Raw genomic sequence first — 16,216 nt, forward strand, 5'->3', positions numbered from 1 at the left:
CCATGACCGAGACCCCCGGGCCCGGCCGGAGCTGGCTGCTGCGCCTCGTCATCGCCTTCGCCTTCGCGCAGGGGGCGGTGTCGATGGCGCGGCCCGCCGTCTCCTACCGGGCCCTGGCACTCGGTGCGGACGAGCGGGCGATCGGCGTCATCACCGGCGTGTACGCGCTCCTGCCGCTCTTCGCCGCCGTGCCCCTGGGGCGGCGGACGGACCACGGCCGGTGCGCACCCCTGCTGCCGCTGGGAGTCGCCCTGATCGCCGGTGGCTGCGCCCTCAGCGGCCGGGCGGGCTCGCTCACCGCGATGGCGGCCTGGAGCGGGGTCATGGGGCTCGGGCACCTCTGTTTCGTGATCGGGGCCCAGTCGATCGTCGCCCGCCAGTCCGCCCCGGCCGAACAGGACCGCAACTTCGGCCACTTCACCATCGGCGCCTCCCTCGGCCAGCTCATCGGCCCGATCGCCGCCGGCTGCCTGATCTCCGAGCGCGACGGCGCCATGGGACGTACCAGCGCACTCGCCCTGGTCGTCTCGGCCGCGGTCGCCCTCGTCTCCCTCGGATCCCTCTGGCGCATCGAGCACCGGACCGCCCCCGCACGCCGCGACGCGGCGCCGGCCGCCAAGGTGCCCGTCAGCGGCATCCTGCGCGCCCGGGGCGTTCCCGCCGGGATCTTCATCAGCCTCGCCGTACTCTCCGCGACCGACGTCCTCACCGCGTACCTCCCGGTCGTCGGGGAACACCGCGGCATCGCCCCCGCCACCGTCGGGCTGCTGCTGAGCCTGCGGGCCGCCGCGACCATCGCCTGCCGGCTGGTGATGACACCCCTGCTCAGGGTGCTGGGCCGGGCGGCCCTGCTCGCGTCCACCTGCCTGCTGGCCGGTCTCCTCTGCGCCGGCATCGCGCTCCCCGTCCCCGTCCCGGCACTGGCCGTGATGCTCGCCGTCCTCGGATTCTGCCTCGGGGCCGGCCAGCCCCTGTCGATGACCACCGTCGTCCAGGCGGCCCCCGCGGCGGCCCGCTCGACCGCTCTCGCCCTGCGGCTGACCGGCAACCGGCTGGGCCAGGTGGCGACACCCGCCGCCGCGGGACTCGTCGCGGGAGTGGCGGGCACCGCGGCCCCGTTCGTCATGCTCGGCGCGCTGCTGATCGCGGCGGCCGGCCTCGGCTCACGCGGCAGGGACGGGGGCCCGCCGCACAGGGATCACGCGCCGGAACAGGATCCGGCCGTCCCCGGGAGCGGCCCGGTGCGTGCCGGTCGCAACCGGAATCCCATCTGACACTTGCGGCTCTGCCCCACCGGTACGCCGCAACATTGGTGCGAGTCATTCCCTCACCCTCCGCAGTGGGCTAATTTCAGGCCACTGCTGCCGCTCCCCACCGCACCATCTTCATCCTCCCGGGCGGAACCACATGACTCGCGCCATCACTCTGAACAATGTCAGCAAGACCTACGGGCGTTCCTCGCGCGCCGTCGACAGCCTCTCGCTGTCCATCGACCCGGGCGAGTTCGTCGTCCTGCTGGGCCCCTCGGGGTGCGGCAAGTCGACCGTGCTCCGCATGATCGCCGGGCTCGAGGACGTCACCGAGGGGGAGATCCTGCTCGACGGCGAGCCGGCCGATGAACTGACCCCCCGCGAACGCGGCATGGCCATGGTCTTCCAGAACTTCGCGCTCTATCCGACCATGACCAACCGGGCCAACATCGGTTTCCCGCTGAAGCTGGAGAACCCGCGCCAGGACCACAACGAGCGCATCGAGAACACGGCCAGGATGCTGGGCATCGAGAGCGTCCTGGACCGTTTCCCCGGCCAGCTCTCCGGCGGCGAGCGCCAGCGCGTCGCGATGGGCCGGGCGATCTCCCGCCAGCCCTCGGCCTTCCTCATGGACGAGCCGCTCTCCAACCTCGACGCGAAACTCCGCAACCACCTGAGGGCCGAGATATCCCAGCTCACCAGGGAACTCGGCGTCACCACGGTGTATGTGACGCACGACCAGGCGGAGGCGATGTCGCTCGGCCATCGGGTAGCGGTGATGCGCGGGGGAGTGCTTCAGCAGGTGAGCCCGCCGCGCGAGGTGTACTCGCTGCCGGAGAACGTGTTCGTCGCCGCGTTCATCGGCACCCCGCGGATCAACCTGCTGCAGGCCGTCGTGCACGCGCCCCTGGAGGGGCGGATGTCGATCGACCTCGGCCGTCAGCGCCTTCCCCTGCCCGAACCCCTCAGCCCCGACCACCAGTTGCTGCGCATCCAGCAGGGCCGGCGCATCATCGTGGGGCTGCGCTCCGAGGCGGTCCGCATCGCGCCGCCCAGCCAGGCCCGCCCCGGCGAGGTCGCCCTCAGCGGCATCGTCGAGCACGTGGAGTACCAGGGGCACGAGGCGCTGGTCCACCTCAACACCGGCTCGCAGCCCGCCGTGGTGCCGGACCTGGAATCGGCCCGCCCGGACCGCGGTTCGGTGCGCAGGCGCCGGGGCGGCCATGGCGGGGTCGGTGTCCTGGAACGCCTCAAGGAACGGGCCACGGGACACGCCGGCGGATCCGTCGCCGTCCTCGACGAACCCGGGACCGGGCCGCTCCCGCCGGGCGTCCACAGTCCCGACCGCCCCGCGGTGACCTCCAGCGACCTCGTCGTCCGCACCGGTCCGGACATGCGGCTGCGCACCGGCGGCCAGGTTCCGCTCCTGGTCGACCTGGCCCATCTGTACGTATTCGACCACCAGGGCCGCCGGATCTGCCCCCTTCCGAAGGTGGTCCCCGGTCTGGAGGTGTGAAGCGGCACCCCCGGGCCCCGTCCGCCGCCCGCCTGCCCGACGGCCTCACTGGGGCCGTCGGCGGCGGACGGGGCCGGCACGTGACCGACGTCTCTGGCGCCCGAAAACTAACGGCGCTAGTTTAGGTGGCGGACGACCTCGTCCGTCACCGCGTCCGGGAGGAACAGCCATGAAGGCCCATGACGGTATGTACATCGGCGGCGCATGGCGGCCCGCCGCCGGAACGGACACCATCGCGGTGGTGAACCCCGCGGACGAACAGGTCATCGCGCACGTCCCGGCGGGCACCGCCGAGGACGTCGACGCCGCGGTACGCGCCGCGCGCGCCGCGTTCCCCGGCTGGGCCGCGACCCCGCCCGCCGAGCGGGCCGCCCGGATCGGCGCGCTGCGCGATGCGCTCGCCGCCCGCAAGGACGAGATCGCCGAGACGGTCACCGCGGAACTGGGCTCCCCGCTGCCGCTGTCGCAGATGGTGCACGCGGGCGTTCCGGTGCTCGTCGCCGGTTCGTACGCCGAGCTGGCCGCCACGTACGCCTTCGAGGAGCGGCACGGGAACTCCACCGTGTTCCTCGAACCCGTCGGCGTGGTCGGCGCGATCACCCCGTGGAACTACCCGCTGCACCAGATCGTGGCGAAGGTGGCCCCCGCTCTCGCCGCCGGCTGCACGGTCGTCCTCAAGCCCGCCGAGGACACCCCGCTCACCGCTCAGCTCTTCGCCGAGGCCACCGAGGAGGCCGGTCTGCCCGCCGGCGTCTTCAACCTGGTCACCGGCCTGGGCCCGGTCGCCGGACAGGCGCTCGCCGAGCACGAGGACGTCGACCTGGTCTCCTTCACCGGCTCCACCGCGGTCGGCAGGCAGATCGGCGCGACGGCCGGCGGCGCCGTCAAGCGCGTCGCGCTGGAGCTCGGGGGCAAGTCCGCCAACGTCATCCTGCCCTCGGCCGATCTGGCCAAGGCGGTCAACGTCGGCATCGCCAACGTGATGTCCAACTCCGGCCAGACGTGCAGTGCCTGGACCCGGATGCTCGTGGACGCCGAGCGCTACGAGGAGGCCGTCGCCCTCGCGGCGAAGGCCGTCGCCAAGTACGTGCCGGGGGAGCGGGTCGGGCCGGTCGTCAACGCCAAGCAGCAGGCGCGCGTGCGCGGTTACATCGAGAAGGGCATCGAGGAGGGCGCGCGCGTCGTCGCAGGGGGGCCCGAGGCGCCGCTCGCCACCGGGTACTACGTCAGCCCCACCGTGTTCGCCGACGTCACCCCGGAGATGACCATCGCCCAGGAGGAGATCTTCGGCCCGGTCGTCTCGATCCTGAAGTACGAGGACGAGGCGGACGCGCTCCGCATCGCCAACGGCACCGTGTACGGGCTGGCGGGCGCCGTCTGGGCCGCCGACGACGAGGAGGCCGTCGCCTTCGCCCGCCGGATGGACACCGGCCAGGTCGACATCAACGGCGGCCGTTTCAACCCGCTCGCCCCCTTCGGCGGTTACAAGCAGTCGGGCGTCGGCCGCGAGCTCGGTGCGCACGGTCTCGCCGAGTACCTCCAGACCAAGTCCCTCCAGTTCTGAACGGCCCCCTGAGTCCGCAGAGTCCGCCGAGTCCGCGTCCCCGATCAGCAAGGAGCCAGTCCGTGGTCCGCGCCGCCGTACTGTCCGCCGTCGGAGCTCCCCTGGAGATCACCGACATCACCCTGCCCGAGCCCGGCCCCGGCCAGGTCCGCGTCCGGCTCGCCGCCGCCGGCGTCTGCCACTCCGACCTCTCCCTGTCCAACGGCACCATGCGGCTGCCCGTCCCGGCCGTCCTCGGTCACGAGGGCGCGGGCACCGTCGTCTCGGTCGGTGAGGGAGTCGGCCACCTGGCCCCGGGCGACGGCGTGGTCCTCAACTGGGCGCCGTCCTGCGGCAGCTGCCACCACTGCGGCATCGGCGAGGTCTGGCTCTGCGTCAACGCCCTGGCCGGCGCGGCGAACGTCCACGCCCGTGCCGCGGACGGCACCGAACTCCACCCCGGACTGAACGTCGCCGCCTTCGCGCAGGAGACCGTGGTCGCCGCGAACTGCGTCCTGCCCGCGCCCGACGGCATCCCGCTCACCGACGCGGCCCTGCTCGGCTGCGCGGTGCTGACCGGGTACGGCGCGGTCCACCACAGCGCCCGGGTCCGCACCGGCGAGTCCGTCGTCGTGTTCGGCATCGGCGGGGTCGGTCTCGCCGTGCTCCAGGCCGCCCGGATCGCCGGCGCCTCGAAGATCATCGCGGTGGACGTCTCCCCGGAGAAGGAGGACCTCGCCCGCCGGGCCGGGGCCACGGACTACGTGATCGCCTCCGACACGACCCCCCGCGAGATCCGCAAGCTCACCGGGGGCCAGGGCGCGGACGTGGCCGTCGAGTGCGTCGGCCGGGCCGCCACCATCCGCGCAGCCTGGGAAGCCACCCGCCGAGGAGGGCGCACCACGGTCGTCGGCATCGGCGGCAAGGACCAGCAGGTGACGTTCAACGCCCTGGAGATCTTCCACTGGGGCAGGTCCCTGACCGGCTGTGTGTACGGCAACAGCGACCCGGCCCGCGACCTGCCGGTGCTGGCCGACCACATCCGGGCGGGCCGCTTCGACCTGTCGATGATGGTCACCGACCGGATCGCGCTGGACGGCATCCCGGCGGCCTTCGACCACATGGTCGCCGGCAAGGGCGGACGGGCCCTGGTCGTCTTCTAGGGCCTCTCGTTCGGATCACGCCGGGCTCGCGGGGTCCGGCCTGATCCAAACGAAAGTCCCTGGCCGTCATCCGGGGGCCCGGCTCTTCCCGCTCCGCCGTGAGCAGCCGGGCCCCCGGCCCTGCCGGCGCTCGGTTCCCTACGGCCGGTCCGCCGCCCCGCACTCCGCCTCACGAGGCGGTCCCTCCGGTGCGGCGGCCGGACCCTTCAGCGCCGCGGCCGCTCCCGGACGCGTCCGGGAGACGGCCACCCCGGCCAGGCAGAGCAGGCCCCCGGCCACGGTGAGCAGCGCCGGCACCTCGTCCAGCAGCAGCCACGACATCAGCACCACGAGCGCGGGCACCGCGTACGTGGTGGCGCCCATCCGCCCGGCCGTGGTGCGGGCGAGCGCGTAGGCCCACGTGGTGAAGGCCAGTGCGGTCGGGAAGATCCCCAGATAGACCATGTTCAGGGTGGCCGACAGGGGTGCGTCGGCCGCGTCCGATACCAGCGCGCCGGCGAACGGCAGACATGCCACGGTGCCCACCAGGCAGCCGAACGTGGTGATCTGCAGCGCCGAGCCGTGCCGCAGCGCCGGCTTCTGGCCGACGACTCCGCCCGCGTACGCCACCGCGGCCAGCAGGCAGAGCAGCACTCCCAGCACCGAGGAACTCCCGTGGCCCGACATGGAGAGCCCCACCACCGCGGCGCCCGCGAAGGACACGGCCATGCCCAGCAGCAGCCGGCGCGGCAGCCCCTCGCCGAGCAGCCGGGCGCCGAGCAGGGCGATCAGCAGCGGCCCGATGTTCACGACCATCGCCGCGGTGCCCGCGTCCACCTGCTGCTCACCCCAGTTGAGCACCACCATGTACAGGCCGAACCACAGCAGCCCGGACCAGAGAATCCCCGGCCAGGCGGCCCGCGAGGGCAGTCCCTCCCGCCGGACGAGCAGGAGCGCGCCGAGGGCCAGGGAGCCGGCCAGCAGCCGCCCGAGGGCCAGCGCGCCGGGGGAGTAGGCCTCGCCCGCACTGCGGATGGAGACGAAGGCGGAGGCCCACAGCACCACGGTGGTGCAGGCGGCGGCGGTCGCCCGCCAGGCACGGTGGTCCGGGGGCGCGGCTGAGGAGGAGGGCGTCGTCATGGACCTGACGGTAAGGCCAGGACGTTTCGGTGCCCACCGAATAGTCGGGGTCCCGGTGGGCGCGGCCGGGCGCGGGCGCTAACGCGGCCGCTGTGCCGGCGGGGTGTACTGGAGGGCGAGCCCGTCGATCAGCGCCCGCAGCCCCGTCTCGAACGCCCCCTCGTCGACCTGCTGACGCCGTTCCGCCAGGAGGTGCGCCTGGCCGAGGTGGGGATAGTCGGCCGGGTCGTACGCCGTCTCGTCGTCCACGAAACCGCGGGCGAACGAGCCCAGGGCCGAGCCGGTGATGAAGTAGCGCATCAGGGCGCCGATGGAGGTGGCCTGGGCGGGCGGCCAGCCCGCGCGGACCATCGCGCCGAACACCGCGTCGGCGACCCGCAGACCGGCCGGGCGGCGGCCGGGGCCCTGGGCGAGCACCGGGACGATGTGCGGGTGCGCGGCGAGCGCCGCGCGGTAGGAGACCGCCCAGTCGTGCAGTGCGGCCCGCCAGTCGCGGGTGTCGGACTCGTCGAACATCGACAGATCGACCTGTGCGGAGACGGAGTCGGCGACCGCGTCCAGGATCTCGTCCTTGTTGCGGAAGTGGTTGTAGAGCGACGGCCCGCTGACCCCGAGCTCGGCCGCGAGGCGGCGGGTGGAGACCGCGTCCAGCCCCTCGGCGTCCACGAGTGCGCTCGCCGTCTCGACGATGCGGTCTCTGCTGAGGAGGGGCTTGCGCGGGCGGGCCATGCGGCACATAGTAGGCCCTGCACCCCTAAAACTAGCAGTGCTAATTAAGACCCACCGGCAATTGGGGGGCGGCGTCGCGGGGCTGGGTGCGCACATCTGCGGCGTTGTCGTCCCTCACCATGGCTCCGCCATGGCTCGATCCTCCGCCTTGCGGCTGCACGCACCCAGCCCCGCTCCTTCACCCACCCCCCAATTGCCGGTCGGTCCAACGCGACATGGAGAGTCAAGGATGAACCTGGAGCTCAGTGAGGAGCAGGAAGCCGTCCGGCGGCTCGCCAAGGACTTCGTGGCCCGGGACATCGCCCCGCACGTCGTCGAGTGGGACCGGGCCGAGAGCGTCGACAAGTCGATCGTGAAGAAGCTGGGCTCCCTCGGCTTCCTCGGACTGACGGTCCCCGAGGAGTACGGCGGATCGGGGGGTGACCACCTCGCGTACTGCCTGGTCACCGAGGAACTGGGCCGCGGGGACTCCTCGGTCCGCGGCATCGTCTCCGTCTCGCTGGGGCTGGTCGCCAAGACCGTCGCCGCGTGGGGCGACGAGGACCAGAAGCGGCAGTGGCTGCCGCGGCTGACCTCCGGTGACGCGGTCGGCTGCTTCGGCCTCACCGAACCGGGCACGGGGTCGGACGCCGGGAACCTGACGACGAGGGCCGTCCGGGACGGCGGTGACTACGTCATCAACGGCAGCAAGATGTTCATCACCAACGGCACCTGGGCCGATGTGGTGCTGCTCTTCGCCCGCACCAACGACACCCCCGGCCACAAGGGCGTGTCCGCCTTCCTGGTGCCCACGGACCTCCCCGGCCTCACCCGGCGCACCATCCACGGCAAGCTCGGCCTGCGCGGCCAGGCGACCGCCGAGCTGGTCCTCGAGGACGTCCGCGTCCCCGCCGCCGCCCTCATGGGCCCGGAGGGCAAGGGCTTCTCCCTCGCCATGTCCGCGCTGGCCAAGGGGCGGATGTCGGTCGCCGCCGGCTGCGTCGGCATCGCCCAGGCGGCCCTGGACGCGGCCGTGGGATACGCGGGCGAGCGCGAGCAGTTCGGCAAGTCCATCGCGAGCTACCAGCTCGTCCAGGAACTCATCAGCGACATCTCCGTGGACGTCGACGCCGCCCGCCTGCTGACCTGGCGGGTGGCCGACCTGATCGACCGGGGCGAAGCCTTCGCCACCGCCGCCTCCCAGGCGAAGCTCTTCGCCTCCGAGGCCGCCGTCCGCGCCGCGAACAACGCCGTCCAGGTCTTCGGCGGGTACGGCTACATCGACGAGTACCCGGTCGGCAAGCTGCTGCGGGACGCCCGGGTGATGACGCTCTACGAGGGCACCAGCCAGATCCAGAAGCTGATCATCGGCCGCGCCCTGACGGGGGTCTCCGCCTTCTGAGTCCCGGGGACCCGGACGGGCGCATGAGTAGCTGTCTGAGTAGCCGGACGGATGTGCCGTGCGCCACATCGCCCGATGCTGGGCGGCATGAGTGAGACGACATCGGTCAAGCAGCAGAACACCGCCGCCTTCTACGGCCAGGCCGTCGCGTCCTTCGGGATCGCGTCGGGGGCGGTGGCCCTCGGGATCTACTCCCTCGACGCCGACGGCTGGGTGCGCGGGTTCCTGGCCATCGGCGTCCTCTACCTCGTCACCTCCGCCTTCACCCTGGCCAAGGTGATCCGCGACCGGCAGGAGGCGGGCCAGATCGTCAGCCGGGTCGATCAGGCCCGCCTGGAGAAGATCCTCGCCGAGCACGACCCCTACCAGAAGCTCTGACGATCTCACTCCCCGGACCCCTAAGCGCTTGCTCAGGATCGGGGTATGGTGTTCGTCCTGCTGACTGAGAGGGGCGACCGAGGATGAGCACGGCGGAGGAGACCGACGGCGAGAACACGCCGTGGGCCGAAGTGACGCCCGAGGCCGCCCGGCGGCTCCTCGTCGCGGCCGTCGACGCCTTCGCCGAGCGCGGGTACCACGCGACCACCACCCGGGACATCGCGGGCCGCGCCGGTATGAGCCCCGCCGCGCTCTACATCCACTACAAGACGAAGGAAGAGCTGCTCCACCGGATCAGCAGGATCGGCCACGACCGCGCCCTGACCCTGCTGGAGTCGGCGGCCGACGGCGAGGGCACGGCCACCGAGCGGCTCGCCGGGGCCGTGCGGGCCTTCGTGCGCTGGCACGCCGAGCGGCACACGACCGCGCGCGTGGTCCAGTACGAGCTCGACGCGCTCGCCGAGGACCACCGCACCGAGATCGTCGAGCTGCGCCGCAGGAGCGACGCGGCGGTGCGCCGGATCATCGGCGAGGGTGTGGCGGCCGGGGAGTTCGACGTATCCGACGTGCCCGGCACCGCGCTCGCCGTGCTCTCGCTCTGCATCGACGTGGCGCGCTGGTTCAACGCGCAGGGCAGCCGCACCCCGGACGAGGTGGGCGAGCTGTACGCCGGTCTCGTCCTGCGGATGGTCGCGGCCGAGCGCTGACGCGGGGCGCGGCCGGCGCGGGACGTCGGCCCGGTCCCGTCGTGCGCGCCGCCGACTGCCGCGGGCCGGACCCCCGCGAGGGCCCGGCCCGTGCCGTGGCCCGGCTCAGAAGTAGAAGCGCGACACCGACTCGGCCACGCACGCCGGCTTCTCGCCGCCCTCGCGCTCGACCGTGACGACGGCCGTGACCTGTACGCCGCCGCCCGCCTCCTCGACGCTCTTCAGGACGGCCGTCGCCCGCAGCCGCGAGCCCACGGGCACGGTGGACGGGAAACGGACCTTGTTCGTCCCGTAGTTGATGCCCATCTTCGTGTTCTCGACCCGCATGACCTGCGGTACGAGCGCCGGCAGCAGCGAGAGCGTGAGGTAGCCGTGCGCGATCGTCGTGCCGAAGGGCCCCGCCGCCGCGCGCTCGGGGTCCACATGGATCCACTGGTGGTCGCCGGTGGCCTCGGCGAAGAGGTCGATCCTCTTCTGGTCGACCTCCAGCCAGTCACTGTGCCCCAGCTGCTCGCCCACGCCGTCGCGCAGCTCCTGCGCGGACGTGAAGATCCTCGGCTCTGCCATGTCCCTGGTCCCTGCCTTCCCGCTCTCGAACTCCCGTACCGACGCTGTCTAAGCGCTTGCTCAGCATGGTGGGCGGGTGCTTTCCTGTCAACGACGGACCGCCCGGGAACCGGGCACGTAGGGTTCGATGAGTGCCCCAGATCCCACAGACACTCCATGAACTCACGGTCGGCCAGCTCTCGGCGCGCAGCGGCGCCGCCGTCTCGGCCCTGCACTTCTACGAGGCCAAGGGCCTGATAAGCAGCCGTCGCACCAGCGGCAACCAGCGCCGCTACACGAGGGACGCCCTGCGGCGGGTCGCCTTCGTCCGTGCGGCGCAGCGGGTCGGCATCCCGCTGGCCACCATCCGCGACGCCCTGGCCGAGCTGCCGGAGGAGCGCACCCCGAACCGGGACGACTGGGCCCGGCTCTCCGCGGCCTGGCGCTCGGAACTGGACGAGCGGATCCAGCAGCTGGCCAGGCTCCGCGACCATCTCACCGACTGCATCGGCTGCGGCTGCCTGTCGCTGGAGACCTGTGTGCTCTCCAACCCGGACGACGTCTCCGGCGAGCGGATGAGCGGCTCGCGGCTGATGCCCGAGGGCCGGGGCGCGAACGGCTCCCCGGGAGGGCGCTGAGCGCCGGGGGCGCGAGGGTGCCCGTCCGGGCGCCCGAAGGCGCCGAACGGGCCGCTCCGTTCCTCCGGCGGTCGTCGTGAGCCGTCAGGCGATCGTCGCGAGGGGCCCGAGCCGGGCCCGCCGGGCCTTCGCCAGCGCGTCCGGGGTCAGCACGGGCTGCGGAACCACGATGCCGCACCCCGTGCACACCGGGCCGGACCACGGCTCGCTGTCCAGGTCCTGCCGCCACACGATGCGAGCCTGTGCGCACACCGGGCAGCCGTTGCCCGGCTCCGACTCCAGGGCCGAGATCAGCCGGCCCAGTACGTCCGCGAGCGGCGCCGCCGGGTGGAGGGCCGGGTCCTCGCACCGTGCGACGCCGTTCCCGCCCCAGGTGCACCGGTGCCAGTCGTCGAACGCGGCCGGCCTGCGCAGCCCTTCGTGCTTCTCCCGCCTGCGGCGCTCGGCGAACCCCGCCTCGTAACCCAGCCAGACCGCCCGGGCCTTCTCCAGTTCCTCCAGCGCGCGCATCAGGCGCGCCGGGTCGGGCGCCCGGTCCTCGGGGCCCATCCCGTGCCGGGCACACAGGTGGGCCCAGGTCGCCCGGTGACCGTACGGTGCGAAGCGCTCCAGGCATTTGCGCAGCGAATACCGCCGCAGTGCCAGATCGCTCCGCGGATCGCGGACCTGTCTCGCAAGACTCCGGAAACCGGCCATGGCGCCGCCACCTCCGTCGCTCGAACTCCGTCGCCCGTACTTCGGCGTCAGTGAGTGGACGTACGAGTGCCCGGATCGGCTCCATCCAATGACGAGTCGGTCCAATTGGCGAGATGACGGCTCGTCATGTGACGGCGTGTGGCGATTCGGAGAAGGTGACCGATGTTCACCTTACGGAGGGGTCATACCGGCGGTAACCTCCGGCGCACCGGCCTCTCCGAGGAGCACGCATGCCCCCACGCACCCGCATGTCCGTACGCACCGGCAGGACACGAGCCGCCACCGTCGCGGCCGTTCTCGCCCTCGGCACGTCCCTGCTGGCCTCCGCACCGGGGGCGGGCGCCGCCGAACCGGACCCCGTACCCGTCGTCGACTACTGCCAGGGGCAGTGCGACGACATCCTGCCGCCCGGCGAGAACGGCAACGCCACCCTCGTCGAGATCCTCGGCAACAAGGCGTTCGGCACCCATCCCGCGCACAGCGACGACCAGCTCGACCGGTACGACGGCCTGGTGGCCGGACACACAACCCTCACCGACCAGAAGCTGAACGACTTCTTCAACGACGCCTCCTTCGGCGTCGCGAAGGACCAGGTCGAGTCCGTCACCTCGCCCCGCGCCGACGTCACGATCACCCGCGACAAGGTGTCGGGCGTCCCGCACATCAAGGGCGCCACCCGCTACGGAACCGAGTTCGGCGCCGGCTTCGCGGCCGGTCAGGACCGGCTCTGGCTGATGGACCTCTTCCGCCACATCGGACGCGGGGAACTGACCTCGTTCGCCGGCGGCGCGCTCGCCAACCAGGGCCTGGAGCAGCAGTTCTGGCCGCAGGCCCCGTACACCGAGGCCGATCTGGAGGCACAGGTCGACTACATCAGGACGCACGAGGGGGCCCGCGGCGAACAGGCCATGGCGGACGCCCAGGCCTACGTGGACGGCATCAACTCCTACCGGGAGAAGTCGAAGAAGGGCCGCTACTTCCCCGGCGAGTACGTCCTCACCGGCAAGATCGACTCCCTCACGAACGCAGGCGAGATCCAGCCGTTCAAACTGACCGACCTGATCTCGATCGCCTCGGTCGTCGGCGGTCAGTTCGGCGGCGGGGGCGGCGGCGAGGTGCAGGCGGCGCTGTCCCTGCTCTCCGCCCAGCAGAAGTACGGCGTCGAGGAGGGCACGAAGGTCTGGGAGTCCTTCCGGCAGCGCAACGACCCCGAGGCCGTGCTGACCGTGCACGACGGGACCGCTTTCCCGTACGCGAACAAGCCTGCCAAGGCGGTGGGTACGGCGCTCCCGGACCCCGGCTCCGTCACCGCCGAACCGCTGATCCACGACCGCACCGGCTCGGCGGGCACCAACGCCAAGACGCCCGTCAAGGCCCCCGCCGCGCTCAGGAGCGCCCAGGGCATCTATGACGACGGGGTCATCCCCGAGGGCTCGCTCCCCGGCTCCGGCCCGGGCGCCCAGAAGCGCGGCATGTCCAACGCCCTGCTGGTGTCCGGCGCGCACACGGCCAGCGGCAATCCGGTCGCCGTGTTCGGCCCGCAGACCGGCTACTTCGCCCCGCAGCTGATGATGCTCCAGGAGATCCAGGGCCCCGGCATCAGCGCCCGCGGCGTCTCCTTCGCCGGCGTCGGCATGTACATCCAGATGGGTCGGGGCCAGGACTACGCCTGGAGCGCCACATCGGCGGGCCAGGACATCACCGACACGTACGCCGTCGAGCTCTGCGAACCCGACGGCTCCCCGCCCGCCAAGGAGTCCACGCACTACCTCTACCGGGGCGCCTGTACGGCCATGGAGAAGATGGAGCGCACCAATTCCTGGAAGCCCACGGTCGCCGACTCCACGGCGCAGGGCTCCTACCGGATGCAGGTCTGGCGCACCGGCTACGGCATCGTCACGCACCGTGCCACGGTGGGCGGCAAGCCCGTCGCGTACACGACGCTGCGCACCACCTACCGGCACGAGGCCGACTCGATCATCGGCTTCCAGATGCTCAACGACCCGTCCTACGTCACCGACGCCGCGTCCTTCCAGCGGGCGGCGAGCAACATCGACTACGCCTTCAACTGGTTCTACGCCGACTCCCGCACGGCCGCCTACTACAACAGCGGCATGAACCCGGTCCGTGCCCCGGGCGTCGACGCGGCACTGCCCGTCAGGGCGGAGAAGGCGTACGAGTGGCAGGGTTACGAACCGGTGGCCAACACCGCCTCCTACACCCCGTTCGCCGAGCACCCGCACTCCAGCGGCCAGGACTACTACGTCTCCTGGAACAACAAGCAGGCCGAGGGGTACGCCTCCGCGGGCTTCGGGCTCAGCGCGGTGCACCGGGCCGATCTGCTCGACGACCGGGTGGCGGCCCTGGTGGCGGAGGGCGGGGTGACCCGCGCGTCCCTCACCCGGGCGATGGCGGACGCCGCGCTCACCGATCTGCGGGGCGAGCAGCTGCTGCCCGAGCTGCTCAAGGTGATCCGCTCCCAGCCGGTCACCGACCCCGCACTGAACGCGGTGGTCCAGCAGCTGGACACCTGGCGGGCGTCGGGCGCCCAGCGCAAGGAGAGCAGCCCGGGCTCGCACGCGTACACCCACGCCGAAGCGGTGCGGATCATGGACGCGTGGTGGCCGAGGCTGATCGAGGCGGAGTTCGCACCGGGGCTCGGCGAAAGCCTGTACGGGGCGCTCACCACGAATCTCGCCACCGACGAGTCACCGGCGGCCAGCCACGGGCCGAGCGGCGCGCACAGCGGTTCGGCCTTCCAGTACGGCTGGTGGGGCTTCGCCGACAAGGACCTGCGCCAGGTGCTGGGGCAGCCGGTCAAGGGACCGCTGGCCAGGACCTACTGCGGCAACGGCGACCTGAGCAGCTGCCGCACGGCCCTGCTGTCCTCGCTGAAGCAGGCGGTGGCGGTGCCGGCGGCCGAGGTCTACCCGGCCGACGGCACCTGCAAGGCCGGTGAGCAGTGGTGCACGGACTCGATCATCCACCGGGCGCTGGGCGGGATCACGCAGAAGGCGATCCACTGGCAGAACCGGCCGACCTACCAGCAGGTGGTGGAGTTCCCGGCGCACCGCTGAGTTCCACGCCGGGTCCCAGCCCGTCCCGCGTTCGAGGACGGAACCGCCCGGCACAGCTCACCGATACTGCAGGTACCGCTGCCGGACGGCCCGGAACGCGGCGAGATCGTCCGCCCACGCACCCACCACCTCATCCGTGTCCGCACCCGCGTCGATCATCGTGCGGACACGCGTGTTGCCGGTGAGCTTGTCGATCCAGTTGTCCGGCCGCCAGGCGAACCCGCTCCACGTCCGCTTCGCCGTCACGAGCAGCGCGATCCCCGTGCGCACCGGATCGAAGGCCTCGCGGTCCTGTACGTGCACCTGGACCCCGCCCACCGTCTTCCCCTGGAACTTGGAGAACGTGGGCGCGAAGTACGCCTCGCGGAACGCCACGCCGGGCAGGTCCAGCGCGTTGGCCGCCGCAGCCCAGGCCGGGCCGACGCCCTCCGCGCCGAGCAGCTCGAACGGCCGGGTCGTGCCGCGCCCCTCGGAGAGGTTCGTCCCCTCGAAGAGGCAGGTGCCCGAGTAGACCAGCGCGGTGTCGGGCGTCGGCATGTTGGGGCTCGGCGGCACCCACGGCAGGCCGGTCCCGTCGAAGAAGTCCGTGCGGGACCACCCCGACATTTTCACGGTCTCCAGCTCGGCCGGACGGTCCGCGAGGAACTCCCCGTTGAACAGCAGGGCCAGCTCCGTGACCGTCATCCCGTGCGCCTGGGCGATCTCCCGCCGCCCCACGAAGGTGCCGAAAGCCGGGTCCAGCACCGGCCCGAGCGCGGCGCGTCCCGACACCGGGTTCGGCCGGTCCAGGACCACGAACCGCTTGCCGGCGAGGGCCGCCGCCTCCATGCAGTCGTACAGCGTCCAGATGTACGTGTAGAAGCGGGCGCCCGCGTCCTGGATGTCGAAGACGATCGTGTCGACGCCGGATGCCGTGAAGACGCCGGCGAGCGCCTGACCGCTCTTCAGATACGTGTCGTAGACCGGCAGCCCGGTCGCCGGGTCGTCGTACCGGCCCTCCGACCCGCCCGCCTGCGCCGTGCCGCGGAAGCCGTGCTCGGGGCCGAAGACCGCGGTCAGGTCCACCCGCTCGTCCGGGTGCATCACATCGACGATGTGGCGCACGTCGGAGGTGATCCCGGTGGGGTTCGTGACGACACCGACCCGCTGCCCCGCCAGCAGCGCGTAGCCGTCCGCCGCCAGCCGGTCGAATCCGGTACGGACCCGGCCGTGTCCGCCGCCGTGCCCCTTGCCGGAAGGGGCGCCGGCCGCCGCGGGTCGGGCGGACGCCGCGGTCGCCGCGAGCGCCCCCACCGCGCCTCCGGCGGCCAGCAATCCACGCCTGGACAGGCTCATTCGGCTACCTCCATGATCGCGACTTCTGTCATGGCCACGCACGCTAGCGCGCGGGAGGGCCGCAGGGAACGCGCCGGACGGGGCGGCTGTGCGCCGGTCGGTGGGCGACCGCCGCGGTCCTCGGGGAAGGCCCCCGGC

At 72.3% G+C, this 16,216-nt stretch carries 14 protein-coding genes; 9 read left to right on the plus strand and 5 right to left on the minus strand.

The genetic code is table 11. From position 1 onward, the window contains the following. The first annotated feature begins 2 nt into the window (after positions 1 to 2). The 4 genes from E6R60_RS21180 to E6R60_RS21195 all read left to right on the plus strand — a co-directional run bounded on the left by E6R60_RS21180 (position 3) and on the right by E6R60_RS21195 (position 5,472). Positions 3 to 1,274: an MFS transporter gene (locus tag E6R60_RS21180; protein WP_136328184.1), complete on the plus strand. Its 1,272-nt coding sequence runs from the start codon at positions 3 to 5 to the stop codon at positions 1,272 to 1,274. Positions 1,275 to 1,407: 133 nt separating this feature from the next. After that, the gene (locus E6R60_RS21185; protein ID WP_136328185.1) at positions 1,408 to 2,766 is read left to right on the plus strand and encodes an ABC transporter ATP-binding protein; all 1,359 of its coding nucleotides are present in this window, start codon (positions 1,408 to 1,410) and stop codon (positions 2,764 to 2,766) included. A 169-nt stretch (positions 2,767 to 2,935) separates the two neighbouring features. Beyond that, positions 2,936 to 4,330, plus strand: coding sequence for an aldehyde dehydrogenase family protein (locus tag E6R60_RS21190; RefSeq protein ID WP_136328186.1), 1,395 nt, complete (start codon positions 2,936 to 2,938; stop codon positions 4,328 to 4,330). Positions 4,331 to 4,392: 62 nt separating this feature from the next. Continuing rightward, the gene (locus E6R60_RS21195) at positions 4,393 to 5,472 is read left to right on the plus strand and encodes a Zn-dependent alcohol dehydrogenase (protein ID WP_136328187.1); all 1,080 of its coding nucleotides are present in this window, start codon (positions 4,393 to 4,395) and stop codon (positions 5,470 to 5,472) included. Positions 5,473 to 5,610: 138 nt separating this feature from the next. Here the strand turns inward: E6R60_RS21195 and E6R60_RS21200 are convergent, their stop codons facing one another. Beyond that, positions 5,611 to 6,591: a DMT family transporter gene (locus E6R60_RS21200; RefSeq protein WP_240802640.1), complete on the minus strand. Its 981-nt coding sequence runs from the start codon at positions 6,589 to 6,591 to the stop codon at positions 5,611 to 5,613. A 78-nt stretch (positions 6,592 to 6,669) separates the two neighbouring features. Further along, positions 6,670 to 7,320 (minus strand): TetR/AcrR family transcriptional regulator, encoded by a 651-nt coding sequence (locus E6R60_RS21205; RefSeq protein ID WP_136328188.1) that lies wholly within the window; start codon positions 7,318 to 7,320, stop codon positions 6,670 to 6,672. 229 nt (positions 7,321 to 7,549) lie between these two features. Here E6R60_RS21205 and E6R60_RS21210 point away from each other — a divergent pair, with 229 nt between their 5' ends. From E6R60_RS21210 to E6R60_RS21220, 3 genes are all read left to right on the plus strand, one after another. Continuing rightward, positions 7,550 to 8,701: an acyl-CoA dehydrogenase family protein gene (locus E6R60_RS21210; protein WP_136328189.1), complete on the plus strand. Its 1,152-nt coding sequence runs from the start codon at positions 7,550 to 7,552 to the stop codon at positions 8,699 to 8,701. 87 nt (positions 8,702 to 8,788) lie between these two features. Beyond that, positions 8,789 to 9,079: a YiaA/YiaB family inner membrane protein gene (locus tag E6R60_RS21215; protein ID WP_136328190.1), complete on the plus strand. Its 291-nt coding sequence runs from the start codon at positions 8,789 to 8,791 to the stop codon at positions 9,077 to 9,079. Positions 9,080 to 9,162: 83 nt separating this feature from the next. Next, the gene (locus E6R60_RS21220) at positions 9,163 to 9,786 is read left to right on the plus strand and encodes a TetR/AcrR family transcriptional regulator (RefSeq protein WP_136328191.1); all 624 of its coding nucleotides are present in this window, start codon (positions 9,163 to 9,165) and stop codon (positions 9,784 to 9,786) included. A 105-nt stretch (positions 9,787 to 9,891) separates the two neighbouring features. Here E6R60_RS21220 and E6R60_RS21225 read toward each other — a convergent pair whose 3' ends face one another. Beyond that, positions 9,892 to 10,353, minus strand: coding sequence for a MaoC family dehydratase (locus E6R60_RS21225; RefSeq protein ID WP_136328192.1), 462 nt, complete (start codon positions 10,351 to 10,353; stop codon positions 9,892 to 9,894). A gap of 131 nt (positions 10,354 to 10,484) precedes the next feature. On the opposite strand from E6R60_RS21225, the gene soxR reads away from it, so the two are divergent. After that, positions 10,485 to 10,970, plus strand: coding sequence for a redox-sensitive transcriptional activator SoxR (gene soxR / locus E6R60_RS21230; protein WP_136328193.1), 486 nt, complete (start codon positions 10,485 to 10,487; stop codon positions 10,968 to 10,970). Positions 10,971 to 11,054: 84 nt separating this feature from the next. Here the strand turns inward: soxR and E6R60_RS21235 are convergent, their stop codons facing one another. After that, on the minus strand, positions 11,055 to 11,666 hold the full coding sequence (locus tag E6R60_RS21235; protein ID WP_136328194.1) for a hypothetical protein: 612 nt from the start codon (positions 11,664 to 11,666) through the stop codon (positions 11,055 to 11,057). A gap of 230 nt (positions 11,667 to 11,896) precedes the next feature. On the opposite strand from E6R60_RS21235, the gene E6R60_RS21240 reads away from it, so the two are divergent. Then, entirely contained in the window at positions 11,897 to 14,743 is a 2,847-nt protein-coding gene (locus E6R60_RS21240) for a penicillin acylase family protein (RefSeq protein WP_136328195.1), read from the plus strand. Between the two features lie 57 nt (positions 14,744 to 14,800). On the opposite strand, the gene E6R60_RS21245 is transcribed toward E6R60_RS21240, so the two are convergent. Next, the gene (locus E6R60_RS21245) at positions 14,801 to 16,078 is read right to left on the minus strand and encodes a DUF1343 domain-containing protein (RefSeq protein ID WP_136328196.1); all 1,278 of its coding nucleotides are present in this window, start codon (positions 16,076 to 16,078) and stop codon (positions 14,801 to 14,803) included. Between the last annotated feature and the right edge of the window lie 138 nt (positions 16,079 to 16,216).

It is taken from the genome of Streptomyces sp. A0642, assembly GCF_004795105.1.
Lineage (GTDB): Bacteria > Actinomycetota > Actinomycetes > Streptomycetales > Streptomycetaceae > Streptomyces.

Coding starts and splice junctions, on each gene's coding strand:
- E6R60_RS21180 (WP_136328184.1), top strand. CDS start 3: ATGACCGAGACCCCCGGGCCCGGCCGGAGCTGGCTGCTGCGCCTCGTC.
- E6R60_RS21185 (WP_136328185.1), top strand. CDS start 1,408: ATGACTCGCGCCATCACTCTGAACAATGTCAGCAAGACCTACGGGCGT.
- E6R60_RS21190 (WP_136328186.1), top strand. CDS start 2,936: ATGAAGGCCCATGACGGTATGTACATCGGCGGCGCATGGCGGCCCGCC.
- E6R60_RS21200 (WP_240802640.1), bottom strand. CDS start 6,591: ATGACGACGCCCTCCTCCTCAGCCGCGCCCCCGGACCACCGTGCCTGG.
- E6R60_RS21205 (WP_136328188.1), bottom strand. CDS start 7,320: ATGGCCCGCCCGCGCAAGCCCCTCCTCAGCAGAGACCGCATCGTCGAG.
- E6R60_RS21210 (WP_136328189.1), top strand. CDS start 7,550: ATGAACCTGGAGCTCAGTGAGGAGCAGGAAGCCGTCCGGCGGCTCGCC.
- E6R60_RS21215 (WP_136328190.1), top strand. CDS start 8,789: ATGAGTGAGACGACATCGGTCAAGCAGCAGAACACCGCCGCCTTCTAC.
- E6R60_RS21220 (WP_136328191.1), top strand. CDS start 9,163: ATGAGCACGGCGGAGGAGACCGACGGCGAGAACACGCCGTGGGCCGAA.
- E6R60_RS21225 (WP_136328192.1), bottom strand. CDS start 10,353: ATGGCAGAGCCGAGGATCTTCACGTCCGCGCAGGAGCTGCGCGACGGC.
- E6R60_RS21235 (WP_136328194.1), bottom strand. CDS start 11,666: ATGGCCGGTTTCCGGAGTCTTGCGAGACAGGTCCGCGATCCGCGGAGC.
- E6R60_RS21240 (WP_136328195.1), top strand. CDS start 11,897: ATGCCCCCACGCACCCGCATGTCCGTACGCACCGGCAGGACACGAGCC.
- E6R60_RS21245 (WP_136328196.1), bottom strand. CDS start 16,078: ATGAGCCTGTCCAGGCGTGGATTGCTGGCCGCCGGAGGCGCGGTGGGG.